The sequence below is a fragment of the Stenotrophomonas sp. GD03819 genome, assembly GCF_029841665.1.
In the GTDB taxonomy this organism is placed as follows: domain Bacteria; phylum Pseudomonadota; class Gammaproteobacteria; order Xanthomonadales; family Xanthomonadaceae; genus Stenotrophomonas; species Stenotrophomonas geniculata.
Map to the genome: position 1 here is coordinate 88,820 of NZ_JAOCEW010000013.1, position 26,081 is coordinate 114,900.

General features: G+C 66.9%; 21 protein-coding genes and 1 pseudogene. 14 read left to right on the forward strand and 8 right to left on the reverse strand.

Going from position 1 to position 26,081, the window contains the following annotated elements:
- The first annotated feature begins 122 nt into the window (after positions 1-122).
- A complete protein-coding gene (locus N5D45_RS09875; RefSeq protein ID WP_228355192.1) occupies positions 123-1,547 on the forward strand; it encodes an NAD(P)-binding domain-containing protein in 1,425 nt (474 codons plus the stop codon).
- 20 nt (positions 1,548-1,567) lie between these two features.
- Here the strand turns inward: N5D45_RS09875 and N5D45_RS09880 are convergent, their stop codons facing one another.
- The 3 genes from N5D45_RS09880 to N5D45_RS09890 all read right to left on the reverse strand — a co-directional run bounded on the left by N5D45_RS09880 (position 1,568) and on the right by N5D45_RS09890 (position 4,924).
- Complete coding sequence (locus N5D45_RS09880) at positions 1,568-2,677, reverse strand: polyamine ABC transporter substrate-binding protein (RefSeq protein ID WP_043400421.1); 1,110 nt, start codon at positions 2,675-2,677, stop codon at positions 1,568-1,570.
- A gap of 91 nt (positions 2,678-2,768) precedes the next feature.
- Positions 2,769-4,166, reverse strand: coding sequence for a glutamine synthetase family protein (locus N5D45_RS09885; RefSeq protein ID WP_019337139.1), 1,398 nt, complete (start codon positions 4,164-4,166; stop codon positions 2,769-2,771).
- Entirely contained in the window at positions 4,163-4,924 is a 762-nt protein-coding gene (locus tag N5D45_RS09890) for a gamma-glutamyl-gamma-aminobutyrate hydrolase family protein (protein WP_279938833.1), read from the reverse strand. Before N5D45_RS09890 ends, N5D45_RS09885 begins: the two co-directional genes overlap by 4 nt.
- Positions 4,925-5,085: 161 nt before the next feature.
- Between N5D45_RS09890 and N5D45_RS09895 the strand changes: the two genes are divergently transcribed.
- Together N5D45_RS09895 and N5D45_RS09900 are read left to right on the forward strand one after the other, a co-directional pair.
- On the forward strand, positions 5,086-6,363 hold the full coding sequence (locus tag N5D45_RS09895; protein WP_345782125.1) for an FAD-binding oxidoreductase: 1,278 nt from the start codon (positions 5,086-5,088) through the stop codon (positions 6,361-6,363).
- Positions 6,364-6,559: 196 nt separating this feature from the next.
- On the forward strand, positions 6,560-8,158 hold the full coding sequence (locus N5D45_RS09900) for an MASE1 domain-containing protein (RefSeq protein WP_099560137.1): 1,599 nt from the start codon (positions 6,560-6,562) through the stop codon (positions 8,156-8,158).
- A gap of 73 nt (positions 8,159-8,231) precedes the next feature.
- Here N5D45_RS09900 and N5D45_RS09905 read toward each other — a convergent pair whose 3' ends face one another.
- Positions 8,232-8,657 carry a hypothetical protein gene (locus N5D45_RS09905; protein WP_049482902.1) on the reverse strand — a complete coding sequence of 142 codons (426 nt, stop codon included), beginning with the start codon at positions 8,655-8,657 and terminating at the stop codon, positions 8,232-8,234.
- A gap of 322 nt (positions 8,658-8,979) precedes the next feature.
- Between N5D45_RS09905 and N5D45_RS09910 the strand changes: the two genes are divergently transcribed.
- The 3 genes from N5D45_RS09910 to N5D45_RS09920 all read left to right on the forward strand — a co-directional run bounded on the left by N5D45_RS09910 (position 8,980) and on the right by N5D45_RS09920 (position 12,519).
- Positions 8,980-10,533 carry an MASE1 domain-containing protein gene (locus N5D45_RS09910; RefSeq protein WP_088028291.1) on the forward strand — a complete coding sequence of 518 codons (1,554 nt, stop codon included), beginning with the start codon at positions 8,980-8,982 and terminating at the stop codon, positions 10,531-10,533.
- 95 nt (positions 10,534-10,628) lie between these two features.
- Complete coding sequence (locus N5D45_RS09915; protein WP_228355356.1) at positions 10,629-11,972, forward strand: diguanylate cyclase; 1,344 nt, start codon at positions 10,629-10,631, stop codon at positions 11,970-11,972.
- An 85-nt stretch (positions 11,973-12,057) separates the two neighbouring features.
- Positions 12,058-12,519, forward strand: coding sequence for a bacteriohemerythrin (locus tag N5D45_RS09920; protein ID WP_004151683.1), 462 nt, complete (start codon positions 12,058-12,060; stop codon positions 12,517-12,519).
- On the opposite strand, the gene N5D45_RS09925 is transcribed toward N5D45_RS09920, so the two are convergent.
- Positions 12,500-13,801, reverse strand: coding sequence for an MFS transporter (locus tag N5D45_RS09925; RefSeq protein WP_010486179.1), 1,302 nt, complete (start codon positions 13,799-13,801; stop codon positions 12,500-12,502). The two genes, N5D45_RS09920 and N5D45_RS09925, sit on opposite strands and share 20 nt — an antisense overlap.
- Before the next feature lie 147 nt (positions 13,802-13,948).
- Here N5D45_RS09925 and N5D45_RS09930 point away from each other — a divergent pair.
- Positions 13,949-14,589: pseudogene (locus tag N5D45_RS09930) on the forward strand (hypothetical protein).
- Between the two features lie 72 nt (positions 14,590-14,661).
- On the opposite strand, the gene N5D45_RS09935 reads toward N5D45_RS09930, so the two are convergent.
- Positions 14,662-16,158 (reverse strand): aldehyde dehydrogenase, encoded by a 1,497-nt coding sequence (locus N5D45_RS09935; protein ID WP_279938834.1) that lies wholly within the window; start codon positions 16,156-16,158, stop codon positions 14,662-14,664.
- Positions 16,159-16,262: 104 nt separating this feature from the next.
- Here N5D45_RS09935 and N5D45_RS09940 point away from each other — a divergent pair, with 104 nt between their 5' ends.
- From N5D45_RS09940 to N5D45_RS09965, 6 genes are all read left to right on the forward strand, one after another.
- On the forward strand, positions 16,263-17,615 hold the full coding sequence (locus N5D45_RS09940) for an aspartate aminotransferase family protein (protein ID WP_057502296.1): 1,353 nt from the start codon (positions 16,263-16,265) through the stop codon (positions 17,613-17,615).
- A 63-nt stretch (positions 17,616-17,678) separates the two neighbouring features.
- Positions 17,679-18,557, forward strand: coding sequence for a hypothetical protein (locus N5D45_RS09945; RefSeq protein ID WP_010486183.1), 879 nt, complete (start codon positions 17,679-17,681; stop codon positions 18,555-18,557).
- Positions 18,558-18,681: 124 nt separating this feature from the next.
- On the forward strand, positions 18,682-19,968 hold the full coding sequence (locus tag N5D45_RS09950) for a DUF445 family protein (protein WP_197657248.1): 1,287 nt from the start codon (positions 18,682-18,684) through the stop codon (positions 19,966-19,968).
- A gap of 244 nt (positions 19,969-20,212) precedes the next feature.
- Positions 20,213-20,527, forward strand: a complete 315-nt coding sequence (locus tag N5D45_RS09955) for a DUF3649 domain-containing protein (protein ID WP_053442764.1) — start codon at positions 20,213-20,215, stop codon at positions 20,525-20,527.
- Positions 20,524-22,152 carry a PepSY-associated TM helix domain-containing protein gene (locus tag N5D45_RS09960; RefSeq protein ID WP_197657247.1) on the forward strand — a complete coding sequence of 543 codons (1,629 nt, stop codon included), beginning with the start codon at positions 20,524-20,526 and terminating at the stop codon, positions 22,150-22,152. The genes N5D45_RS09955 and N5D45_RS09960 overlap by 4 nt, the downstream gene beginning before the upstream one ends.
- Positions 22,149-22,478: a DUF3325 domain-containing protein gene (locus tag N5D45_RS09965; RefSeq protein ID WP_053442762.1), complete on the forward strand. Its 330-nt coding sequence runs from the start codon at positions 22,149-22,151 to the stop codon at positions 22,476-22,478. The genes N5D45_RS09960 and N5D45_RS09965 overlap by 4 nt, the downstream gene beginning before the upstream one ends.
- 71 nt (positions 22,479-22,549) lie before the next feature.
- On the opposite strand, the gene rlmKL is transcribed toward N5D45_RS09965, so the two are convergent.
- Positions 22,550-24,688, reverse strand: coding sequence for a bifunctional 23S rRNA (guanine(2069)-N(7))-methyltransferase RlmK/23S rRNA (guanine(2445)-N(2))-methyltransferase RlmL (gene rlmKL / locus N5D45_RS09970; protein ID WP_279938835.1), 2,139 nt, complete (start codon positions 24,686-24,688; stop codon positions 22,550-22,552).
- A 145-nt stretch (positions 24,689-24,833) separates the two neighbouring features.
- A complete protein-coding gene (locus N5D45_RS09975; RefSeq protein ID WP_057502293.1) occupies positions 24,834-25,361 on the reverse strand; it encodes an alpha/beta hydrolase in 528 nt (175 codons plus the stop codon).
- A gap of 72 nt (positions 25,362-25,433) precedes the next feature.
- Here N5D45_RS09975 and N5D45_RS09980 point away from each other — a divergent pair, with 72 nt between their 5' ends.
- Complete coding sequence (locus N5D45_RS09980) at positions 25,434-26,000, forward strand: N-acetylmuramoyl-L-alanine amidase (RefSeq protein ID WP_057502292.1); 567 nt, start codon at positions 25,434-25,436, stop codon at positions 25,998-26,000.
- The last annotated feature ends 81 nt before the right edge of the window (positions 26,001-26,081 follow it).

Here is a 26,081-nt window from a genome sequence, read left to right on the forward strand (position 1 = left end):
GGAAGGCCCGGGCTCTCTTCGACGCCCGGGCGGCCGTCCCGACCAGACACCACGGGCGGCAGCCCGATCTGCAACATTTTTCAGAACGGGATCCATTGAAAGCCAAGGACATTCCCCGCGCAATGCCTCGGATCAAGGCCTTGCATGGACCCACACTGGTGATTCCCCCGGACAGCCCCTCCCCCTCCCCCTTCCCGCCCCGCCTGCCGGGCTCCCTGCCCGCAAGGCTGCCACTGGTCATCATCGGCGCCGGCCAGGCCGGGTTGTCGCTCAGCGCGCTCCTGCAGGAGGCCGGCGTCGAGCATCGCGTGCTGGAGGCCGAAACCGTGGGCGCCAGCTGGCAACGGCGCTGGGAGTCGTTCCAGACCAACACCGCCAACGCGACGATGGCCCTGCACGGTCATGCCTATGCCGGCGATGACCCGGAAGGCTTCATGGGCGCCCCGGAGGTGATCCGGCACCTCCGCGGGTATGCCCACGAGCGTTCCCTGCCGATCAGCGAGGGGTGCGTGGTCCACCGGGTCGGGCCCGAGTCCAGTGGCTATGCCATCGACAGCAGCCAGGGGCCGATCCGTGCCCGCGCAGTGGTGGTCGCCACCGGTGAATACCGCCGCGCGCGGATGCCCCGGGTCCCATTCGCGCCCGCACCAGGCCTCACCGTGCTGCACTCCAGCGACTACCGCAGTCCCGGCCTGCTACCCGAGGGCGCGGTGTTGGTTATCGGCGGCGGCCAGTCCGGCGCGCAGATCGCCCAGGACCTGCGCGACAGCGGTCGCAGCGTGTACTGGTCACTGGCCCAGCGTCACTCGCACACCCGCCGGCTGCGCGGCAAGGACTCGATGACCTGGTGGGACATGGCCGGGCGCATCCACCAGCATGTGAGTGAAGCGGCCGCCGTACTGGCCGGAGAACCGGATGCGCTGCGCAGGGCCCGCACCGCGGAGTTTCCGCTGATCTCGGGCAAGGGAAGCGGCGGCCGGGGCAGCTCGATCAGCCTGCTGGCGATGCACCGCGCAGGTATCAGGTTGCTGGGCCGGTTGCAGGAATTCAGTGGAAACACCGCCCGCTTTGCCGATGTCCGCCCGCAGCTGCGCACCGCGATCGAGGCCACTCGGGCCGAGTATGCCTATCTCGATTCGCTGGCCAGCGCGTACTACGCCACGCGGCCCGAACCGCGCACCGACGATGCCCGTTACATTCCCGAAGAGGTCTATCTGCACTGGGAGCCGGAACCGTCGCCATGCGCGCTGGATCTGCAGGCCGCAGGCATTCGTTCGGTGGTGCTGGCCACCGGCTTCGTCGCCGAATGGCCCTGGCTCGACGTGCAGGGCGCGCTGGATGCACACGGCTATCCGCTTGGCGACTTCGGCGTTTCCCCGCAGCCGGGGCTGTTCTTCATCGGCATGCACAACCTGCAGCGGATGAGTTCATCGTTCCTGTGCAACGGCGGCCGCGACGCACGCGACCTGCTGCCGGCCATCCTGCGGCACCTGGGCCGAAGCGGGAGTACCGGTTCCGGCGCAGGGCAAGGGAGCCGCCGGGCATGACCCGGCGGCGCCAGACCGGCTTAACGGCCGGTCTTCACCTCGGTCCACAGCCGGGTGTAGAGCTTGTCGGTCTCCGGCGTGTTGATCGAGTACGTGAACATTTTCTCGGCCACATCGGCCGGCGGGTAGATGGTCGGGTCGGTACGGATCGCCTCATCCACCAGCGGGGTCGCAGTCGGCACCGGGTTGGCGTAGTGGATGAAGTTGGTGTTGGCCGCGGCAACCTTCGGCTGCAGCAGATAGTTGATGAACGCGTACGCGGCGTCCGGGTGCTTGGCATCCTTCGGGATCGCCAGCATGTCGAACCACTGCGGGGCGCCTTCCTTCGGGATCGAATAGGCCACGTGCACGCCGTTGCTGGCTTCCTCGGCGCGGTCGCGGGCCTGGATGATGTCACCCGACCAGCCGACCACCAGGCAGGTACCACCGTTGGCCAGCGACCCCACGTACTGCGAGGAGTGGAAATTCTGCACGTACGGGCGGATCGACTTCAGCAGGTCGGCCGCCTTCTGCAGCTCGGCCGGGTCACCGCTGTGCGGGTCCAGGCCCAGGTAATGCAGCGCGATCGGAATCATGTCCGCCGGCGTGTCCAGGATGGTCACGCCGCAGTCCTTCATCTTGCTGATGTTCTCCGGCTTGAACACCAGATCCCAGCTGTTGGCGATGTCGGTGCTGCCGCCGAAGCGCTGCTTCAGCATGTCCACGTTGTAGCCGATGCCGGTCGTACCGATCATGTACGGCACGCCGTACTGGTTGCCCGGGTCCTGGGTGGCGATGCGCTTCATCACCGCCGGATCGAGGTTGGCCAGGTTCGGGATCTTGCTCTTGTCCAGCGGCAGGAACACGCCGGCCTGGATCTGGCGGCCGAAGAAGTTCAGCGTCGGCACCACCACGTCGTAGCCACTGTTGCCGGCCAGCAGCTTGGTCTCGACCATCTCATCACTGTCGAACACATCGTAGGTCACCTTGATGCCGCTCTCCTTCTCGAAGGTCGGGATGGTGTCCTCGGCGATGTAATCGCTGTAGTTGTAGACGTTCAGGACCTGGCTGTCCTGCGCGCCGCCGTTGCCACCGCTGCAGGCGGCAAGCATGGCGGAGGCCAGGCCGAGCGTGAGGATACGCAGCTTCATCGGGTGCTCCAGAATGCGGAAAGGGGGGCCGGCGGGGCCGGCAACGGGTGCCAGCCTACCCCCCGGCGGCGGATTTTTCTATTCCAGATGCTCAGACGTTCAGCAGCAGGAACTCGCGCTCCCACGAGCTGATGACGCGGAAGAAGGTCTCGTATTCCTTGCGCTTGACCGAGATGTAGGCGCGGCAGAAGCGCTCGCCCAGCAGCGCCTGCAGCTCGCTGCACTGCTCCAGCCCGTCCAGCGCTTCGCCCAGCGAGCGCGGCAGGTTGTAGCCCAATTCCTTGGCACTGCCGGTGACCGGTGCGTCCGGTGCCAGCCGCTCACGGATGCCCAGCAGGCCGCAGGCCAGGGTCGCGGCCATCGCCAGGTAGGGGTTGGCGTCGGAGCCGGCGAAGCGGCTTTCCACGCGCATGTTCTCAGGCGTATCCAGCGGCACGCGCAGCCCGCAGGTGCGGTTGTCATAGCCCCAGTGCACGTTGCTCGGCGAGACCTCGCCGAACACCAGTCGCCGATAGGAATTCACATTCGGCGCGAAGAACGCCATTGCCTGCGGCACGTACTTCTGCAGGCCGCCCAGGTAGTGGCCGAACACCGGGCTGAACTCGCCTTCGGCATGGGTCTCGCCGGCGAACACATTGCTGCCATCGCTCACCCGCACCAGGCTCTGGTGGATGTGCATGGCGCTGCCCGGCTCGTTCTCCATCGGCTTGGCCAGGAAGGTGGCATACACCCCGTGGCGCATCGCTGCCTCGCGCATGGTGCGCTTGAACAGGAACACCTGGTCGGCCAGGTCCATCGCATCGGCGTGGGTGAAGTTCACCTCCAGCTGCGCTGCGCCGGATTCGTGGATCAGCGTGTCCACGTCCAGCTTCATCGCGTCGGCGTAGTCGTACATCAGGTCGAGGATCGGGTCGAATTCGTTGACCGCGTCGATCGAGTACGACTGCCGCGCGGTTTCCGGGCGCCCGGAGCGGCCGGCCGGTGGCAGCAGTGGGAAGTCCGGGTCGGTGTTCTTCTGCACCAGGAAGAACTCCAGCTCCGGCGCCACCACCGGGCGCAGGCCCAGCTCGGCGTAGGCTGCCAGCACCCGGCGCAGCACATTGCGCGGTGCCAGTTCGTGGGGCTCACCGTTCTTCGTGTAGCAATCGTGGATGACCTGCGCGGTGGCATCGGCCGCCCACGGCACCATGCGCACCGTGTCCGGATCGGGGCGCAGCATCATGTCCGAGTCCGACGGCGAGGTCAGCTCGTAGTAGTCATCAGGGAACTCGCCGGTGACGGTGGTGGCGAAGATGCCTTCGGGCAGCCGCGTACCGTAGTCGTGCGAGAACTTGTCGGCGGGAATGATCTTGCCGCGCGCGTTGCCGGTGATGTCCGGCACCAGGCACTCGACCTCGGTGATGCGCCGCTCCTTCAGCCAGCGCAGCAGGCTGCTTTCCTGCGGTGCGGGGGGCGTGGCCGTCTTGCGCGGGCGCGTTCGGGAACTCATCGGGAATCCAGTCGGTTCTGTTGGTGCTGCCGGCAAGCTTGGCCGAACGCACGGAAAATAGCGTGATAGAACGGCGCCTGCATGACACGCCACTCCGGGTGCCACTGTACGCCGAGCACGAAACCATGGCGCAGGCTGCGCGCCGCCTCGACCAGTCCATCATCAGCCACGGCCTCGACCTGCAGGCCCTGCGCGAGGCGGGCAATGCCCTGCCCGTGCACCGAATTGACCTGCGCCCGGTCACTGCCGTGCCACTGCGCCAGCCAGCCATCGGCAACCAGGGTAACCGCGTGGGCCGGCCCGTACTGCACCTCCACCGGCGCCTGCGGGTCTTCGCGATGGTCAGCAAGGCCCGGCACCGCATGCACCTGCGGATGCAGGCTGCCACCCAGCGCGACGTTCAGTTCCTGGAAGCCGCGGCAGATCGCCAGTACTGGCAGGTCCAGCGCCAGCGCCTCGCGCAGCAGTGCGAAGGCATTGGCATCACGCGCCGGGTCATGCGGATTGCCCGGCCAGCTGCGGCCGCCCTCGTAGTGCTGCGGTTCGATGTTGCTGACCGCGCCGGTCAACAGCAGGCCATCAAGCCCCTGCAGCCAGTCGCCGGCCGGCAAAGGAGGCTGCAGGCTCGGCAGTACCACCGGGGTCACTTCGGCGGACTCGGCCAGCGCGCGCACGTACTTCTCGCCGGCCACCGCGAAGCGGTGATGGCCGAGCACGGTACTGTCGGTGGGCAGGCCCACCCAGGGCAGGCGGCGCATGGAAAAACTCCTTGACGTGCCGACACGTTACCCGTCGCCCGGCGAAGGCGGCAAGTCGGTGCCGTCACACCACAGCCCTCACGCATCGGCGAAACTACTTGGGTGAATGCTGATCGTCCTCCCCCGCTCTCCTCTCCCGCACTGCGCCCGCGAGGCCTGCGGTGAGTGCCGCGTTCCCGCCCAGCTGGTATGCCGCCAGCCTGCCCGAACCACCCGCGCTGCCCCCGCTGCAGGGCGAGGTTCAGGCCGATGTCGCAGTGCTTGGTGCGGGCTACACCGGCCTGACCGCGGCCCTGGAACTGGCCTCACGTGGCCAGCGCGTGGTGGTGCTGGAGGCGCAGCGGATCGGTTGGGGCGCGTCCGGCCGCAATGGTGGCCAGGCGCTGGTCGGCTATGGCTGCGAGGTGGACGAACTGGAGCGTCAGCTCGGTCGTGATGATGCGCGCCACCTGTTCGACTGGTCACGCGACGCGGTGCAGGCGATGCGCGCACGCATCGATCGCCACGGCATCGACTGTCATTGGGTGGAAGGCCACGCCAGCGTCGCCATCCGCGAACGCCATGAGCACGACCTGCGGGCCAACTGCGAACACCTGCAACGCCACTACGACTACCCCATGCAGTGGTGGGACCGTGATGCCTTGCGCGCACAGCTGGACAGCCCGCGCTACCGCGCCGCGATGTTCGATCCGCTCAGCGCGCATCTGCAGCCCCTGGCCTATGCCCGCGGACTGGCCGATGCGGCGCGTGCGGCCGGCGCGGTGATCCATGAGAACTCCGCAGTGACCCGCGTGCAGCGCGGACCGCAGCCCACCCTGCATACTGCGCAGGGAAGCGTGCGCGCTGCGCATCTGGTGGTGGCCGGCAACGCCTGGTTGCAGGGCCTGCTGCCCGAGCTGGAACGGCGGATCATGCCGGTCGGCACCTATATCGGCGCCAGCGCTCCGCTGGGTGCCGAGCGCGCCCGTGCCCTGATCGGCAACAACATGGCCGTGGCCGACACCGCCTGGGCACTGGATTACTTCCGTCTCAGCCACGACCATCGCCTGCTGTTTGGTGGCCGTGCCAGCTATTCAGCACTGCCCCCACCCGGCCTGCGCGGGGTGATGCAGCGGCGCATGCACCAGGTGTTCCCGCAGCTGGCCGACGTGCCACTGGAGCAGGTCTGGGGCGGTTATGTGGACATTACCCGCAACCGCGCCCCGCATTGGGGCCGGCTGGACGGCAACCTGTACTTCGCGCAGGGGTTCTCCGGCCATGGGGTGGCCGCCGCCGGGCTGGCCGGCGAGGTGATCGCCGCCGCCATTGCAGGCCAGAGTGAGCGCCTGGACGTGTTCCAGCGCCTGCGGCATGCCCCCTTCCCTGGCGGCCGGCTGCTGCGCACGCCGCTGCTGGTGGCGGCGATGTCGTGGTACAAGCTGCGGGATGCGTTGTGGTGAGTTGATCAGGGATCACCCTGAATTGGCTCCCTCGGAAACTGTGAAACCCGTCGCCACGGAAATTCATGTGATGATTTTCTCACTTGCCCGGCGCTGCGCTGCGGAGATTGCATAATCGAACGCGTGTCGATACCGTCGGTACGAACCGGGTCCCGCGGCGAATGGATGCTGACAGGGAACGTACTGTGAAGGGGTAGTGCGATTGAATTGGTGGAATGAAGGCCTGCAGCTGAAGTTGCGCATCCATCCGGCAGGACTTGCCTTGGCTGTGCTGTATGCCATTGCCTGTTGGGCCACCCGCCAGCTGTCGCTTGACCAGTTCTACCTACCTGCCGGCGTTCGCGTGGCTGCAGTGCTGCTATGCCCGCCGCGGTTCTGGCCTTATCTGCTGCTGGGTGAGTACGCCTACTTTGCGCAGATGCGATTGCCGATGGTTGAAAAGTACGGCGCGGCCTGGGTCGTACTCGCGTCAGGCGTGCTGATGCCTGCAGTAATGCTCATCACCCGCTGGGCCCGCAGCTTTTTTGCGAACTCGGTCACCTCCCGTCTTCTGGCCATCGCATTCCTTTCCTCCGTCGTGGTCACTCTCCTGAATGTGAGCCTTTCCCAACTGCTTTGGCCAACGCCACCCGCAGATTCGGCGCTTGCGTTCCTTTCCCGTGCAGCACGTTTCAGCGTAGGTGATTTCATTGCCATCCTTACGGTGACTCCCCTCGCATTGCTTTGGGCAATGAGAAACACCGAACCACACTGGAAGACCATTTTCACAGGCCCCACCGCCGTGGCCCTGTTGTTGATGACATTGCTCGGCGTTACCGCATCGTTGATTCCCACCGAAGCCGGTACACTCCGGACGTCCCTGCAGTTACTGATGGGGCTGCCGGTGATCGCACTAACGTGCCTGCATGGCTGGCGCGGTGCGGCCGTCGGCGTACCGATGCTGAATCTGATTATCGGCCTGACAACGCCAAAGCCCTATGCAGCAGCCTTTGATGCCGCAACGTTCACCACACAGCAAATCATGGCCATCGCAGGGGTAGCACTACTGCTGCTTGGCTCCCGTATAAGCCACTATCGTCGGCGCTATCAGTTGCGTGAGGTTGGCGAGAAGAACGCCATCAACCTTGCGCGCAGCTCGCACTTGGCGAGCGAGTCAGATCTTCGCGAACGCGCGATTCACCTGCGCAAGTTGGGTGACGGCATCGACCTGTCGCTTTCGGAAGTCATCAACTGGCTCAACAGCCACGGTCATTCCGCAATTGCCAACAGCCTGACCCACACGGCCAATGTGCACTCCCGGCTGTTCCGCGAACAGGCAAGCCTGGTGTATCCCACTGCGCTTGAGCAGTTGGGTCTGTATGTTGCACTGCAGGCCGGAGGCGTGCGCTCGGCATGGGTCAATACGCACCGCGTAGCCGAACCGCGCTTGGCCGGTGATCCCTGCCGTCTCAGCCTGGACCTGCAGCTGACGGCATACCGGACTCTCATCGATGCCGTTTCTTTGTTGCTGAAGAGCGAATCCGGGCAGGTCATCGTCCGGGCGCGCTGCATCAACGCGGGACAACAGCGAGGAATCGTCATGACAGCCTCGCTGCTGGATCGGCATCGCGCATTGTCTCCAACAACCGTCAGCCTCGTCAGGGAGCGGTTGGCCGGACGTGCGCTGGCCTTTGGTGGGTCCGTTCACTGTCGCCAAAGCCGCATCGTCATGGTGTTGGTGGAGCCTTGCACCACAACACTGCGTGAGTGGCAAGAAGGGAGTTCATTTGGCGCCCGAGTTGCATCTTCCGCCTAGGTCCAACATCGGGCGAACGCCTAACCACAGTCTCACCGGCGTGCCGGTGAGCGGACACATGGCTGACCAATGACTACTGCGTTTCGATGGCCCAGACCGCACTCGTACCGGCGCTGTAGCGCACCAACACGAAACCATTTCCGCGATAGACCAACGAGCGGATTGCATTGTCTGGTACTGGCAACGGCTGGCCTGGCAACGACACAGGTATCTGCGCCTTGCCGGCCGGGAGCGCCCAGAAAACTCCACCGGCGTTGCCTATGATGACCTGGACGCGACCAGCGAGGTCATTTACCTGGAAATAGGAAATACCATCACGCTGGAAACCGTAGACCTGCCAAGCAGGATCCTGGCTCAGATTGACCGTCGCAGGGAATGCTTCCCCCAGTCCTTGCCGGCTCAAACGGATACCGTGATCGTCGGATTGCGCCCAAACCGCCATCGGCAGGCCAGCGGCGATGACCACTCCCAACACCACCCCAGCATTAGTTATTCGCATTTTTTTTCCTTGGCAAAGAAAACGAAGAGCACGATGAAATTCCCACCCAGTTGAGCCGGGCACCGCCGTCAATGCTCCGCCGCACGGCACCCATGCCTCACCCGGGCATGCAAGGACCACTATATGTCTACGGGCTCTCTTGATACATAGCAGCACGCATCGGAATGCAATGTGGAAAACTGCGTCCGCCGCTGAAGATCAGGAACCACCTACCAGCACCCCGTGGGCGCCCTATGCCCCGTAGAGATTGCACGTCCTTTCGTCTACAGATAGTGTCCACATCGGGCTTGGCGTGATGCCCCAGAGCATGGGAGGCTCGGGCTTGGACCGATTCAAGAAGGCAATTGAACTGAACTTCCGGATCCGTCCGGTCGGTCTTGTGCTGGCCGCCGCCTATGCGGCCAGCTGCCTCATATCGCGTCAGTTCTCGCTCGACCAGTTCTTCCTGCCCGCAGGCATCCGGGCAGCGGCACTGCTGATCGTCCCGCCCCGCTTGTGGTCCTACCTGTTGCTGGGCGAATACATCTACTTCGCGACGCTGCGCATCCCCATGATTGATGCCTATGGCTTGGCGTGGGTCATCCTGGCGTCAACACTGTTGATGCCGATGGCGATGCTGGTGGTCCACCTTCACCTCAGAAGAATGCCGTCCGAGGCAGCCACCGGTCTCTGGCTGCTGTCGTTGTCGATCTGCACGGCACTGTTCGTTCCGGGTCTCAATCTGAGCATTTCATATGTCCTCTGGTCGAACCCTCCGCCGAGCAACCTGCTGGACGCGATCGATCGAACGCTCTTTGGTCACTTCGCGGCCATCATTACCCTGCTCCCGCTGGCCTTCCTTTGGGCGCAGCGGCATGCGGATCCCAGCTGGAGCACCCGCTTTGTTGCGCCTACAGCTGCGGCGATCCTGGCGATGCTGATACTGGGGTTGGGCATGCAACTGACAGACAGCAGCGCCCATACCACCCGCACACACCTTGTCCTGCTGGCGGCTCTGCCTGCCATCGCCCTGACCTTCATGCATGGCTGGCGCGGCGCTGCCATCGCGATTCCGCTGTTGAATCTCCCACTTCACGGCGCTACGCCCAGCACCGGCCTGCCCTCTTCTTTCGACCTCGGTACGTTCGCCACCCAACAGAACATGGCTGTGATCAGCGTCGCATTGCTCGCACTCGGATCCAGCATCAGCTATCACCATCAACGCGCACAGGCCCGTTGGCAGGCTGAACGGAACGCCCTGCGCCTGGCACGCAGTTCCCACCAGACCAGCGAGCGTGAGCTGCGTGAACGCGCCGCCCATCTGAAGCATCTGGGTGAGGGCATGGACAGTTCGCTCAGCGAGATGGTCAGCTGGCTGAAGGCTCAGGGCCATCATGCCGTGGCGAACAGCCTGCAACACGCGTCATCCGTGCACTCACGTCTGTTCCGCGAGCAGGCCAGCATGGTCTACCCTACTGGGCTGGAGCAGGTCGGGTTGTACATCGCGCTGCAAGCAGGCGGCGCATGCGAGATCTGGAACAACACGCATCGCGTCATTCCGCCCAGGCTGGCAGGTAACCCCTGCCTGCTGACTGTGGATCTGCAATTGGCCATCTACCGCTCCTTGATCGAGTCGGTGTCACTGCTGTTGGAACTGGAGACGGGGCAGGTCTGCGTGCGTGCCCGAAGTGGCCGGGCGGGCGGACGTCGCGGCATCGTTGCTGTCGTGAGTCTGCTGGACCGTGGTTGCACGCTGTCAGCCCGCACCACCGACCAGGCCGTCGAGCGCCTGGCCGGTCGAATGCTTGCTTACGGCGGCAAGGTTCACTGCCGGGGCAATCGGCTACGACTGGTCCTGCATGAATCGATCCCCCACGCGGCGCCAGCGGCGGCCTGACACGGAATCTGGCCCAGCGCGCAAGGTTCGCCGCTAAAGTTACGCCCGAAACCGCCGCTATCCGTGCCGAGCCCTCCTTCGTGAGCCACCGCATCATGCCCGTCCTGCCGCAGGCCGCCGTCGATGGCGACCTGGCCGATCCCCTGCCACAGCGGATCCTGCTGGTCGAAAATTCCCGTGCGTTCACCGGCATGCTGCGCGAAGCCATCGAACAGCGCCTGGAACTGCCGGTGGTGATCGCTTCCACCCTCGCCGAGGCCGATCGCCTGCTCGGCGAAGGTGGCGGCTGGTTCCTGGTGCTGACCGGGCTGGTGCTGGCCGACGGCGACCGTGATGCAGTGGTCGAGTTCTTCCTGAAGCGCGACCTGCCAACGGTGGTGGTCAGCGGCGTGTACGACGAGGACCTGCGCAAGCGCGTGCTGCAGCAGCAGATCATCGACTACGTGCTGAAGAACACCCCCGGCAGCATCGACTACCTGGTGTGGCTGGTGCAGCGGCTGGAACGCAACCGCCGCATCGCTGCGCTGGTGGTGGACGATTCGCCGTCCGCGCGTGGCTATGCTGCGGCCCTGCTGCGCATGTACGGCCATGAGGTGCATGAAGCCGCCGACGGCAACGAGGGCCTGGCTGCAATCGAGGCGCACCCGGCGATCCGCCTGGCGGTGGTCGACCAGGAAATGCCCGGCATGCAGGGCGTGGAGTTCACCCGTCGCCTGCGCACCCTGCGCTCGCGCGACAAGGTGGCGGTGATCGGCATCTCCGGCAATACCGATGCCTCGCTGATCCCGCGCTTCCTGAAGAACGGCGCCAACGATTTCCTGCGAAAACCCTTTTCGCGCGAGGAATTCTTCTGCCGTGTCTCGCAGAACGTGGACCAGCTGGAACTGATCGGCACCCTGCAGGATCTGGCCACCCGCGACTTCCTGACCGGCCTGCCCAACCGCCGCTGCTTCCTGGAGCAGAGCCAGCGCCAGCTGCCGCAGCTGCAGCTGCATGGCCAGTGCGTGGCGGTGGCGATGATCGACATCGACCACTTCAAGCACATCAATGACACCCATGGCCATGAAGCCGGCGACGATGCACTGCGTGCGGTGGCCGGCGCGGTGGCCGCACATGCGCGCAGCCAGGACCTGATCGCACGTTTCGGTGGCGAGGAGTTCTGCCTGCTGGTGCCGGACATGGAACAGGACGAGGCGCTGCTGTACTTCGAGGAACTGCGCCACCGCATCGCCGCGCTGGAAGTGGACATCGGCACCGCCACCCTGCGCATGACCGTGAGCATCGGCCTGTGCTGCCTGCGCCCGCAGCGTGATGCACTGCACCGGTTGATCTCCGAGGCCGACCGCCAGCTGTACCTGGCCAAGGCCGGTGGCCGCAACCGGGTCAGCTGCACCACGGTGGCCAGCCCGCTGCGCCCACGCGAGCCTGCCCTGCCCTGACCGGCCCGCTTTGATCCAGATCAACGCCGCACCCGCGCGGCAGTTCTACAGTCGGCCCCGACATACGCATGAAGGGGAGCCGGGGATGGCACTACTGGTCTGGCAGGACGATCTGAACATCGGCATCGATGTGATCGACCAACAACACCGCCGCATCATCGAGATGCTCAACCACCTGCACGTGGCCCAGGCCAGCATGCAGCGTGCGGCGGTGGGTGAAGTGATCGATGAGGTGGTGGACTACACCATGTCGCACTTCGCGTTCGAGGAAGAGCTGATGGAGGAAGCGGGCTATCCGTTCTGTGCCGCGCACAAGCGCGTGCATGAGGTCTTCATCAAGCGGGTATCGGAATACCGCATGCGCTTCCAGGCCGGCGAGGACATCAGCGATGAACTGCGCACCATGCTCTCGCGCTGGCTGTTCAACCACATCCGCGGTGATGACCAGGCCTATGCCGAACAGGTCAAGGCGCACCTGAACCAGTTCGCCCGCGAACACCAGGGCGGCGGTTGGCTGGGGCGCACGCTCAAGCGCTTCTTTGGTTGAGCCGCAGCGCGCGCCGGTGCAGTGCCACCAGCGCGCACAGGGTCGCCACCGCGGTCAGGCACAGGTAGTAGCCCACCGCGACCAGGCCGAAGCGTTCGGCCAGCCAGGTGGCCAGGTACGGCGCTGGCGCCGCGCCGAGGATGCCGGCCAGGTTGAATGACAGCGACGCGCCGGTATAGCGCACCTCCACCGGGTAGATCTCGGCCAGGAAAGTGCCGCAGGGGCCGTAGGTCAGGCCCATCAGGAACAGGCCCAGGCACAGGAAGCCAGTGACCAGCCACGGGCTGTGCGGCTGGAACAGCGGTGCGAACAGCACACCGAAGCCGACGATCAGTACGCTGGCAACGATCATCGTGCGCCGCGTGCCCCAACGGTCGCCATAGCGCGCCGACAGCGGGATGCCCAGCGCGAAGAACAGCATGCCAGCCATCTGCATCAGCAGGAACTGCTCGCGGCTGTAGCCCAACACTGCAGTGCCATGGCCGAGACTGAACACCGTCATCAGGTAGAACAGCACGAAGGTGGCGAACGCGCCCAGGGTGCCCAGCAGCATCGGCACCGGATGGTCACGCAGCACCGTCCACATCGGCAGCCGCACCGGCGCCTTGCGCTCCAGTGCCTTCTTGAAATCGGGTGTCTCGTGGATGTTCAGGCGCACCCACAGGCCAAGGCCGACCAGCAGCGCGCTGGCCACGAACGGAATACGCCAGCCCCATTGCAGGAAGTCGTCCTGGCTCAGGCAGCGGCCAAGCACGAGGAAGATGCCGGCCGACAGCAGAAAGCCGAGCGGTGCGCCCAGCTGCGGGAACATGCCGTACCAGGCGCGCTTGCCCGGCGGTGCGTTCTCGGTGGCCAGCAGCACCGCCCCGCCCCATTCCCCGCCCAGGCCCAGACCCTGGCCGAAGCGGCACAGCGCCAGCAGCGCCGGGGCCCACAGGCCGATCTGGGCATGGGTGGGCAGCAGGCCGATCAGCACCGTGGACAGGCCCATGGTCAGCAGCGCGGCCACCAGTGTGGCCTTGCGGCCGATGCGGTCACCGAAGTGGCCGAACACCGCCGAGCCCACCGGGCGCGCGATGAACGCGACCGCAAACGTTGCCAGTGACTGCAGCAGCGCGGCCTGTTCGCTGCTGTCCGGGAAGAACAGGTGCGGAAACACCAGCACTGCAGCCGTGGCGTAGATGTAGAAATCGAAGAACTCGATGGTGGTGCCGATCAGGCTGGCCAGCAGGACTCGACTGGGGGAATTCACGGGTGGCGCGGCAGCGGTGATCGTCGACATCGGCAACACGGGTAACGGCGGATCGCCCGATTCTGCCACGCGCCGATGGCCACACGGGGCGATGGTTTCAGCCGACACCGATGCCAACGGAATTTTTCGGGCCGCCCGCTAGTCTGCGCCACCGGTCCCTGCATGGATGCTTTGCCGATGACTGCAGTCGCGCTGTCGTGGTCCGATTCGCCGAAGCTGCCGCGCATGGCGGCATGGCTGGCGGTGCTGCTGGTGCATGGGTTGATGGCAGTGTGGCTGCTGGGCAGTGGCAGGATGACGCTGCGCAGCGACGAAGGTGCCAGGATTTCATTGCGCTGGATACCGCCGGAGCAACCCCCGGCGGTTCAACCACATCCGGCGCCCCCCACCACATCGGCGGCGCGTCCGGCCCCCTCGACAGCGCCACGCCCGACCCCGTCGGCACCCACGGATGTCAACACGCCCGCGTCCGAGGAACCGCCTGCACCGGCGCCACTGATGCTGGACCTGCCTGCGGGCAGCATCGATGGCGGTGACGGTATCAGCGCGGCGGGCGTGGCGCCACGCCTGATCGGTCGGCGCGAGGTCCATCCCGCGTCGGGCCGCGCCGCAATTACTTCCGGATCCGTCGGCAGATGACCCCCGAGCAGATCGTGCATGGCGTGGCGCAGCTGCTGGGGTTGTGGCCACCGGGGTACATCGTCGACCCGTGCGAGCTGGGCAAGCAGGACATGGACTATTTCCAGAACGCCGTCGAAGAAGCCGACCGCGACATGCTGCGTGCGGCCGTGCTGCAGGTGAGCACCCGCTGCCGGTAGAGGGCACGCCTTTGTAGAGTCGAGCATGGCTCGACTCTACAAAGAGCGAACAGCCGTCCAGCAATCGCGTCGTTACAACTGGATCCAGGTAGCCTTGATCTCGCTGTACTTGTCGAACGCATGCAGTGACTTGTCCCGCCCATTGCCGGACTGCTTGTAACCACCAAACGGGGCGGTCATGTCGCCACCATCCCAGCCGTTCACCCAGACACTACCCGCGCGCAACTGCCGCGCGACCCGATGGGCGCGGCTGAGATCACGCGTCCACAGGCCCGCGGCCAGGCCGTAGCGACTGTCATTGGCCAGGTGCACCGCTTCGGCCTCGTCGTCGAAGCCGAGTACGGCCAGCACCGGCCCGAATACTTCCTCACGCGCCAAGGCCTGCTCCGGGCGCACCTGGTCGAACACTGTCGGCTGCACATAGCTGCCGCCGGCCTCGACCTCGGCCCGTCGCCCACCCAGCAGCAGCCGCGCGCCCTCGCCTTCTGCGCGTGCAATATCGTCCATCACCTTGTGCAGATGCGCGGCATCCACCAGCGCGCCCATCGGTGCATCGGCCTCCAGCGGATGCTGCGGCTGCATGTGCTGGCCATGGGCGATCACCTGATGCACGAAATCCTCGCGGATCGAGCGCTGGACCAGCAGCCGGGAGCCGGCAGTACAGACTTCGCCCTGGTTGAAGAAGATGCCCTGTGCCACCGCCTTGGCGGCGACGTCCAGATCGGGGGCGTCGGCAAACACCACATGCGGGCTCTTGCCACCGCATTCCAGCCAGACCCGCTTGAGGTTGGATCGCCCGGAATGCTCCAGCAGCTTCGCGCCGGTGGCAGTGGAACCGGTGAAGGCCAGCACGTCCACGTCCATGTGCAGGGCCAACGGTTCACCAACGCGCGCGCCGTGGCCCGGCAACACGTTCAGTACGCCCTCCGGCAGGCCCGCCTCGGCGGCCAGTGCGGCCAGCCGCAGCGCACTCAGCGGTGACCGCTCGGAAGGCTTGAGCACCACCGAGTTGCCCATGGCCAAGGCCGGTGCGATCTTCCAGCACGCCATCAACAGCGGGAAGTTCCATGGCACGATGGCCGCCACTACGCCAGCGGCCTCACGCGTGACCAGCCCCAGCTCGTGCGGGCCGGTGGGCGCGACCTCGCCGTACAGCTTGTCCACCGCTTCAGCGGTCCAGCGCAGGCAGCGCACCACGCCGGGCAGGTCGATACGGCGAGCGTCACGCACCGGCTTGCCCATGTCCAGGGTTTCCAGCAGGGCCAGTTCATCGGCGTGCGCTTCCACCAATGCCGCCATCGCCAGCAGCACGCGCTTGCGATGGGCCGGAGTGGCCTGCGACCAGTGGCCCGCCTCGAAGCTGCGTCGCGCGGCCAGGACCGCGCGCTCGACATCCTGCGCGTCGCAGTCGGCAACCGCGCCCAGCACGCGACCGTCGATCGGGCTGATGCAGTCGAAGCGGGCGCCACTGGCGGCATCGACATAGCGGCCGTCGATGAAGGCCTGGCCCGGCATCGACAGCTGGAGGGCCAGCGCCTGCCAATGGCTACGGTCGGGGAAATCAGCCATGGAAAGCTCCAACATTCAACGAGCCTTGGTTATACCGGGACCGCCGCGACTCCGCCGTGACGCGGCTGCGCTACATTCGTCGCATCGGACCCGACGGAGCTGGCATGAAGCGTCCCGAAAGCGACCTGCACGACCTGGCCACCCAGCGCCCCGAGTCACTGGACGCGTACTGGATGCCGTTCACCGCCAACCGCCAGTACAAGGCGGCACCCCGCATGCTGGTGCGCGCCGAAGGCATGCACTATGAGGATGTCGACGGCCGCCAGATCCTCGATGGCACTGCCGGCCTGTGGTGCTGCAACGCCGGCCATGCCCGCCCACGCATTGTCGATGCCATCGCCGAGCAGGCACGCACGCTCGACTACTCGCCGGCCTTCCAGATGGGCTCGCCGCCGGCCTTCGCGCTGGCGCAGCGACTGGCCGCACTGGCTCCGGGCCCGCTCAACCATGTGTTCTTCACCAGCTCCGGCTCCGAGGCGGTGGATACCGCGATGAAGATCGTGCTGGCCTACCACCGCCAGCGTGGCGAGGGCCAGCGCACCCGCTTCATCAGCCGCGAGAAGGCCTATCACGGCGTCGGTTTCGGCGGCATGGCACTTGGCGGGCTGCCCAACAACCGCAGGGCGTTCGGCCTGCAACTGGGTGGCGTGGACTACCTGCGCCACACCCTGGACCTGCCGCGCAATGCGTTCAGCAAGGGCCTGCCGCGCCAGGGCGCGGAACTGGCCGACGACCTGGGAAGACTGATCACGCTGCACGACGCCTCGACGATTGCCGCCGTCTTCGTCGAGCCCATCGCCGGCTCCGCCGGGGTCATCCTGCCTGCGCCCGGCTACCTGCAGCGCCTGCGCGAGCTGTGCGACCACCACGGCATCCTGCTGGTGTTCGATGAGGTCATCACCGGTTTCGGCCGGGTCGGCATGCCGTTCGCCGCGCAGCGCTTCGGGGTCACCCCTGACCTGCTGACCTTTGCCAAGGCGGTCAGCAACGGCGCGGTGCCACTGGGCGGCGTGCTGGCCAGCGACGCCGTGCATACCACGCTGATGCAGGCCCCGCCGCAGGCCATCGAGCTGTTCCATGGCTATACCCATTCCGGCCACCCGCTGGCCTGCGCCGCAGCGCTGGCGACGCTGGACATCTATGCCGAGGAGCGCCTGTTCGAGCGTGCCATCGAGCTGGGCGAGTACTGGCAGGAACGGCTGCATGCGCTGCAGGGCCTGCCCAACGTGATCGACATCCGCAACTTCGGGCTGGTCGGCGCGGTCGAGCTGGCACCGCGCCGCGATGCTCCCGGCAGCCGTGGCTACGAGGTGTTCCGGCGCTGCTTCCACGACGGCCGGTTGCTGGTGCGCTGCACCGGCGACATCATCGCGCTGTCGCCGCCACTGATCGTGGACAAGGCACAGATCGACCAGATCACCGGCACCCTGGGCGAGATGATCCGGGCCACCGCCTGAGCCCGGGCCAGCGGTGGCGAGCGGGTACAATGGGCGGTTCCGCTCCTGCTCGCTGCCGTGCCCATGGATATCGTCGTCAAAGAAGAACTCAAGGCCTACATCGACCCGCTGACCGCGGACGAACATGACGCGCTGGAGCGCAGCATCCTGGCCGAAGGCTGCCGCGATGCGCTGGTGCTGTGGGGTGATGTGCTGGTCGATGGCCACAACCGTTTCGGCATCTGCCAGAAGCACGGCCTGCCCTTCAACACCGTGCAGAACACCCGTTTCCAGAGCATGGAAGACGTGCACCTGTGGATGATCGAGCAGCACCTGGGCCGCCGCAGCGTGTCCGATTTCCAGCGCGGTGTGCTGGCGCTGCGCAAGCGCGACATCCTGGCCGCCCGCAAGCAGGTCGAGCAGGCCCAGCTGCAGCGCGAGAGCGACGGCACCGCCGACGTCGTCGTAGACGCGGGCGAGGACAGCCCGCCGTGGGAACCGGCGCCGAAGATCAGCCGCGCCGAGCTGGCCCGCGAGGCCAAGCTGAGCACAAGCCAGGTCGGCATGATCGAGCGCATCCACGCCCAGGCCGCGGCCGAGGTGGTGGAAGCGGTGAAGGCCGGCGTGATCTCGATCAGCGCCGCTGCGGCCGTGGCCGACCTGCCGGAAGACGAGCAGCGCGCTGCCGCCGCCGGCGGCAAGGACGAGCTGAAGCAGGCCGCCAAGCGCGTGCGCGAGTCCAAGCGCAAGCCGCGTGCACCGAAGCCTGAACCAGCCGAGATGGATTTCGAAGAACCCAGCGAGGACGAGGTGGCCAGCCGCGATGCCGAGGTTCTGTCGGCACTGGAACAGCTGGGCGAGGATGCACCGGCCCTGCGCCGTCGCGTGGTCGCGCTGACCCGCGAGAACGACACCCTGCGCGCGCAGCTGGCCGCGCTGCGCAAGCAGCTGGAAGCGCTCTAAGCGCTCTCGACGCGCTTCTGTAGAGCCGAGCCCATGCTCGGCTGCTCTTTTCCACGCGCAAGGCAGCCGAGCATGGGCTCGGCTCTACAGACAGGCGTCACCAAGCTGCGGTTAGACTTTCCGCATGACGCCTGCCCACGATCCGCGCCGCGCTCAGCTGCGGCGCCTGAAAGCCCTCGCGCTGGGCCTGTTGCTGTTGATGCTGGCCGGTTTCGCAATCAGCCACTGGCAGGGCGAGCGCGGCATCTGGGCCTGGGTCTCGGCCTTCTGCGAAGCAGCGGCCGTGGGCGCGCTGGCCGACTGGTTCGCGGTCGTCGCGCTGTTCCGGCGGCCGATGGGCCTGCCGATCCCGCATACCGCAATCATCCCGCGCAGCAAGGAACGCATCGGCGACAGTCTCGCCCTGTTCGTGCGTGACCAGTTCCTGGAGCCGGGCGTGCTGCTGGCCAAGCTGCAGGTGTTCGATCCAGCCAGCCGCCTCGGCAGCTGGCTGGCCGATCCGGCGCGCTCGCGGATGCTGGCCGACATGGCCCGCGGCTGGGCCCTGCAGGCGCTGGATTTCTTCGACGAAACCGCCGTACGCCGCCAGCTGCACACCTTTGTGGTGCAGCAGCTGCGGCAGTGGAATGCCGCCGCCACCGCCGGTGAGCTGCTGGCCCTGCTGACCGCCGATGGGCGCCACCAGCGCGTGCTGGACGAGGGCCTGCAGCGCCTGGGGCGCTGGCTGGAGCAACCGGAAGTGAAGGAGCGTGCTTCGCAGCTGATCGTGCGTTACATCCAGCGCGAGTGGCCCACCCTGTCGAGCACGGTGAACTGGGTCAAGCCGATCGACGAGATCGGCGACAGCCTGGCCGAGCGCCTGGCGCGGGCGGTGCTGGAAGAACTGCAGCAGGTGCTGGCCGAGCCACAGCATCCGCTGCGCCAGGACTACGAGAGCTGGCTGCAGAATTACGTGCAGCGCCTGCGCGAGGACCCGGCCCTGGCCGAGCGCATCGAGCAGCTCAAGCAGGACATGATCGACCACCCCGCCCTGCAGGACTACGTGCAGGGCCTGTGGGCACGCATCCATGCCAGCCTGCGCGCCGACCTGCAGCGCGAGGATTCGGCGCTGGTCGGCCACCTGCAGCGCAGCCTCGCGTCGCTGGGCGCCAGCCTGCAGGCTGACCCGGCCCTGCGCGAGGCCCTCAACCAGCACCTGCTGGAAGGTGCGCAGCGCCTGACCGGCCGCCTGCGCGAGGGCGTGACCACGCATATCGCGCAGACCGTGAAGGGCTGGGACGAGCGACACCTGGTCGAGCAGCTGGAACTGAGTGTGGGTCGCGACCTGCAGTTCATCCGCTTCAACGGCACCCTGGTCGGCGGCCTGATCGGCCTGCTGCTGCATGCGGCAACCGTGGTGTTCAGGTTCTAGGCGTCGCCCCTCCTCGCGCTCATCATGCTTGATTCATAAAATGCGAATGCCTATCATTACTGATCGGTTGTACGCTTAGCCAAACAGGCGCGGAAGACGCGCCCATCGCCCGTGTACATCCCCGACCTCTGGGCTGCCCGTCTGCGCGGGCGGTGCTTCGTCGATGGGACACGCTGGGCGACATGCGCAGGGCGCAAGGGGGCCGCGGACGCGTTCCATCCCCTCCCCTACCTGCAGGAACGCCGTGGACCGCTCGCCCGCAACCGCCAGCCCCCGCACCTTCTTCTCCAACCCGCGCTGGGGCGTGCTGTCACGCTCGTTGGCTGCGATCTTCGGCGGCTATGCGCTGGCTTCGGCCACCAGCGTGTTCTGCGCGGTGGCGCTGCCCGGCGCACGCGGGCAGACCGTGCTGACCGGCATGCTGCTGGCCATTCTGGTCGCCGCCTGCGCGGCGTTGTGGGCGTTCGCCACCCGCAGCGCGCTGCGTGCGTGGGTCGGCATTCTCGCTCCCGCCCTGCTGATGGCTGCCATCGCGCGCATGCTGGGGGCCTGGGCATGAAGAACGGATTCCGCCAGTCGATGGCCTGGCTGCACACCTGGACCGGCCTGCTGGTCGGCTGGTTGCTGCTGCTGATTTTCATGGCCGGCACGGCCAGCTACTACCGCGAAGAAATCAGCCGCTGGATGCGCCCGGAGCTGCCGTCCAGCAACGTCAGCATAGACGTCGCCGCGCAGCGCGCGGTGGACTACCTGCAGGCCAACGCCGCGCAGGCCGAGAACTGGTTCGTCACCCTGCCGCAGCCGCGCAACCCGGCCATGCAGATGTTCTGGCGACTGCCCCCGGAACTGGCCGACCCCAGCCGTGGCCGTCGAGGCGGCTTCGGCGATGCCACGCTCGACCCCAACACCGGCCAGGCACTGAAGGCCCGTGAGACCCGCGGCGGTGATTTCTTCTACCGCCTGCACTTCGACCTGCACTACATCCCGGTGCTGTGGGCACGCTATCTGGTCGGCTTCTGCGCGATGTTCATGCTGGTGGCGATCATCACCGGCGTCATCACCCACAAGAAAATCTTCAAGGACTTCTTCACCTTCCGCAAGGACAAGGGCCTGCGCTCCTGGCTCGATTTCCACAACGTCAGCGCGGTGATGGCCCTGCCCTACCACGCGATGATCACCTACACCGGCATCGTCACTCTGATGATCATGTACCTGCCGTGGGGCGTGAAAGTCGCCTACCCGCAGGACGAGGACAAGTTCTTCAGCGAAGCCTTCGGCGGCATGCCGGAGGTGACCGCGCCGGCCGAAGGCCGCGCAACACCGCTGCCGATCGCGCAACTGCTGGACAGCGCGCGTGCGCATTGGCACGGCGTGGAAGTGGCCGGCTTCACCGTGTCCAACCCGGGCGCGGCCAATGCGGTGATCGACATCCGCCAGCGTGATGGCAAGCGCCTGTCCACCGACACCCCGGCCGTGCGCTACGACATGGTCAGCGGTGCATTGCTGGAAGAAACACCGCCCTCCGGTGGCGCCACCGCCACCCGCGGCGTGCTGTACGGCCTGCATCTGGCACGCTTTGCCGACTGGGGCCTGCGTGCACTGTTCTTCCTGTCCGGCCTGGTCGGCTGCCTGATGGTCGCCAGCGGCGTGGTGCTGTGGGCGGTGAAGGAACGTCCCAAGCATGCCAAGAGTGGACGCATCGGCTTCGGCCTGCGCCTGGTCGATGCGCTGAACATCGGCACCGTGGCCGGTCTGCCGATCGCCTTTGCCGCCTACTTCTGGGGCAACCGCCTGCTGCCGCTGGCCATCGCCGAGCGCTCGAGTGCGGAAGCCAACGTGTTCTTCTACGCTTGGGGCGGCGCGCTGCTGGCCGCTTTCATCTGGCCGAAGCGGATGATGTGGGCGTGGCAGCTGTACCTGGGCGCCGCCGCGTTCGCGCTGGTGCCGGTGGTCAACGCGCTGACCACGCATGCCCACCTGGGCGTCACCCTGCGCAACGGTGACTGGGTGCTGGCCGGCGTTGATCTGTCGATGATTGCCTTCGGCGCGATGCTGGCGATGTGCGGCTGGCGCATGCAGCGCTGGACGCCACCGCTGAGTGCGGCCGAGAGGAAGAAGCGCGCGGCTGCCGCAGCAGCGCCGAAGGCATCAGTCGAAGCGGCCGAAGCGGAGGCCAGCGCATGATGCTGCTGGCTCTGACGCTGTCGTTCTCTGCGTTCACCGCCCTGTCGCTGGCGATGGAAAAGCACCAGCACGACCTGCACGGCAAGGCTGCAGCTCCCCCGGCACGGCGCACGCAGTGGCGGGTGCTGGGCTGGGCCCTGCTGACGGTGGCGTTCGCGTTGTGCGTGGTCGACCATGGCTGGGCGATGGGCCCGGTGCTGTGGCTGGGCACGATGACCCTGGGCGGTGTGGCGCTGTCGTTCGGGCTTTACCCGTACCGACCGAAATGGATCGCGCCGCTGGCGATCGCGTTGCCGGTGGTCGGGCTGGTGGTGGGGTTGCTGTAACCGCCATCCACGCATGGCGTGGATCTACTGGCCAGATAGGTGGTGCCGGCCATCGGCCGGCACTGGCGGACTTACCCCAACCGCTTCAGTTCCCACGCGCGGTGGATGCGCGCGTTGCGCTCGAAATCCGGACCGATGGTGCGCGCGGTGATCTCGCGGCACTGGGCGAATTCGGCGATGGCGTTCTCTTCCAGCTTGAAGCGGCGGAAGTTGTTCGAGAAATACAGCACGCCGCCCGGTGCCAGCCGCGCCACGGCTGCGCGCAGCAGCTTCAACTGTTCGCGCTGCACATCGAAGTCATCGGCACGCGCGGAGTTGGAGAAGGTCGGCGGGTCGCAGAAGATCACGTCGTACTGGCCACGGTCGCCTTCCAGCCAGGCCATGGCATCGGCCTGCACCAGCAGGTGCTGGTTGCCGCCCTGCCCGTTCAGCGCCAGGTTGTCGTAGCACCACTGCAGGTAGGTGGCCGACAGGTCGACGCTGGTGGTGCTGGCGGCACCGGCCACCGCGGCCTGCACGCTGGCCACGCCGGTGTAGCAGAACAGGTTGAGGAAACGCTTGCCGCGCACCTGCTCGGCCATCATCCGGCGCAGCGGGCGATGGTCGAGGAACAGGCCGGTATCGAGGTAGTCGAACAGGTTCACCTGCAGCAGCGCGTTGTTCTCGCGCACCACGATGAACTCGTCACGCTGCTCGAAGCGGCCGTACTTGCTGCCGCCCTTGCCGCGCTCGCGCGACTTCATCGAGACCTGCTCCGGCGGCACGCCGAACACTTCACGCGCAGCGGCCAGCAGTTCGTTGCGGCGACGGCGCACGTCGTTCTCCGGAATGGCGGCCGGTGCGGCGTATTCCTGCACGTGCAGGAAGGTACGGCGCTTGCCGCCGTCTTCCTCGTAGACGTCGATGGCGGCGGCGTACTCCGGCAGGTCGGCGTCATAGGCGCGGAAGCAGGTGATGTCCTCGCGGGCACGCCAGCTCTTGAACTTCTTCAGGTTCTTGCGCAGGCGGTTGGCCACCATCTGCGCACCTTCGCTCAGCTCGCGTGGCTGTGCCGGATCGCGGCCCGGCACCGCGATCGGGTCGCAGACGATCAGCGCGCATTCCAGCGCACCGTTGAACATCTGGTACTTCTTGCCCGCACGCAGACCGGTGGCGAAGGCCAGCTCGTCGTTGCCGCACAGCAGGCTGGCACGCCACTGCGGCACGGCCTTCTGCAGGGCGTTGCCCAGTGCGCGGTACAGCGCCGGATCGGCGGCCAGGCGCTCGTCGTACGGCGGGTTGCAGACCATCGCGCCGATCTCCTGCTCCGGCGCGGCCAGGTCGGCGACGTCGGCGCGGGTGAAGCGGATCGCGTGGGCGACACCCGCCACTTCCGCGTTCTCGCGTGCCGCCTGGATCGCGGTCGGGTCGATGTCGCTGCCATGGATGACCGGCTTCAGCGCGGCCAGGCCTGCGGCCTCACGGTCACGCGCTTCGCTCTGGATGGTCTTCCAGGCGGCCTTGTCGAAGCCCAGCCAGCGGCTCGGCGGCAGGCTGCCATGGCGCATCAGGCCGGGAGCGACGTCGGCGGCCATCAGCGCGCCCTCGATCAGCAGCGTGCCGCTGCCGCACATCGGGTCCAGCAGGCCACCACCGGCGGCGTGCAGGCGCGGCCACTGCGCGCGCAGCAGCAGCGCGGCAGCCAGGTTTTCCTTCAGCGGTGCCTCGTGGGCGGCACCGCGCCAGCCACGGCGATGCAGCGGGCCGCCGCCGAGGTCGATCGACAGCGAGGCGCGGCCCTTGCGCAGTGACAGGTTGACGCGCACGTCCGGCAGGTCGGTGTTGACCGAGGGGCGTTCCAGCCCCTCATCGCGCATGCGGTCGACGATGGCGTCCTTGATCCGCTGGGCGGCAAAGCGGGCGTGGGTGATCTTGTCGCCGGACACATGTGCGTCCACCGCCAGGGTCATCTCCGGCTTGATGTGCTCATGCCACGGCAGCGCACGCACGCCGTCATACAGGGCCTGCTCGTCCGGGCACTCGAACTCGTCGATCGGCCACAGCACGCGGCTGGCCAGGCGCGACCACATCACGATCCGCAGCGCCTGCTCCAGTTCGCCCTCGGCGTTGACGCCGGCAATGGTGGCAGTGGCCTTGGCAAGGCCCAGGACCGACAGTTCATCGGCAAGCAGGTATTCCAGGCCCTTGGCGCAGGAGACGAAGAATTTCACGGAATCGGTTCGCAGATGGTCGGGCGCGGCACAGGGGCCGGGCCAGTCGGAAAGGAGGGCCGTAGGCACGGCCGGCAGGCCCGCGCCGGGGGCGGCGGGGCTGTCATTGTAGTCAAAGCGGGCGGGCGCGCCGTGCGCCCGGGCTTCACAGTTGCCGCAGCAGGCGCTCGAAGGCCTGCGCGGAGGCCTCCACGTGGTGCTCCAGGCGGTGACCGTCGTCGACCAGCAGCAGCTGCGCCGAACGCGCCTGCGCCCAGGCAATCACCCCGGCGGCCGGGACCACGTCGTCATGCCAGGCCTGCACCACCGTGGTCGGCACCGCCGCGGCATCCAGCGCCGGCATCGGGCCCATGGTGGTCGGCGGCACCATTAGGAACAGGCCGGCCACAGGCACCTGCAGCGAGGCGATGGCGGAGATGTAGGCGCCCAGGCTGGAGCCGGCCAGCACCACCGGGCCCTGCTGGGCGGCGATGGCGGCGCGTTCCACCAGGCGCTGCAGCCGGGTGCGCACGTCACCCACCCGGCTGACCTCGCTCATCGCGTCCAGGTCGGTGTAGTCCGGACGTTCATGGGTCCAGCCCAGGCGTTGCGCCACGTCGGCCAGCGCGGTGACCTTGGTCGCTTCCGGGCCGCTCTCGAAACCGTGGGACAGGATGCAGTGGCCGCGGCTCATGCGCGCGCTCCGTGGGAGCGGGTCGGCGGCGAAAGAGGAGGCAGGTTCATGCCGCAATGCTAGCATCGCTGGATGCCCAACCCGCTCCTTCCCGGCCTGCAGCTGCAGCCCCTGCCCTATCAAGACCGCCTGCCGCTGCGCGACCCGGCCACGCTGGAGATGGTGGTGATCCACTGCACCGAGCTGCCCGATCTGGCGATGGCCCGCGAGTACGGCGAGCGCGTGCTGTATGACAGCGGCGCCGGCAACAGCGGCCACTTCTACATCGACCGCGATGGCAGCGTGGTGCAGTACGTGGCACCGGAACGGGTGGCCCACCACGTGCGCGGCATGAACGCGCATACGCTGGGCATCGAGCTGGTCAACACCGGGCGCTACCCGGACTGGTTCGACAGCCGCCATCAGGCGATGGACGAGGCCTACACCGAGGCACAGCTGGCGGCGCTGGAGGCGCTGCTGCTGGCGCTGGTGGCGCGCTATCCGTCGCTGCGGCGGATTGCCGGGCACGACCAGCTGGATCTGGAGCAGGTGCCGGCCAGCGATGATCCGACGCTGATGGTGGCGCGCAAGCGTGATCCGGGACCGTTGTTCCCGTGGGCGCGGGTGCTGGCGAAGGTGCCGCTGCAGCCTGTTGGGTAAGCGGCAGGGCTGCGCCCTGCACCCGCAGAGGCAACGGCCGAAGCAAGGGCAACAGCAGGATCCCTGGGATGGCGGGGTGGG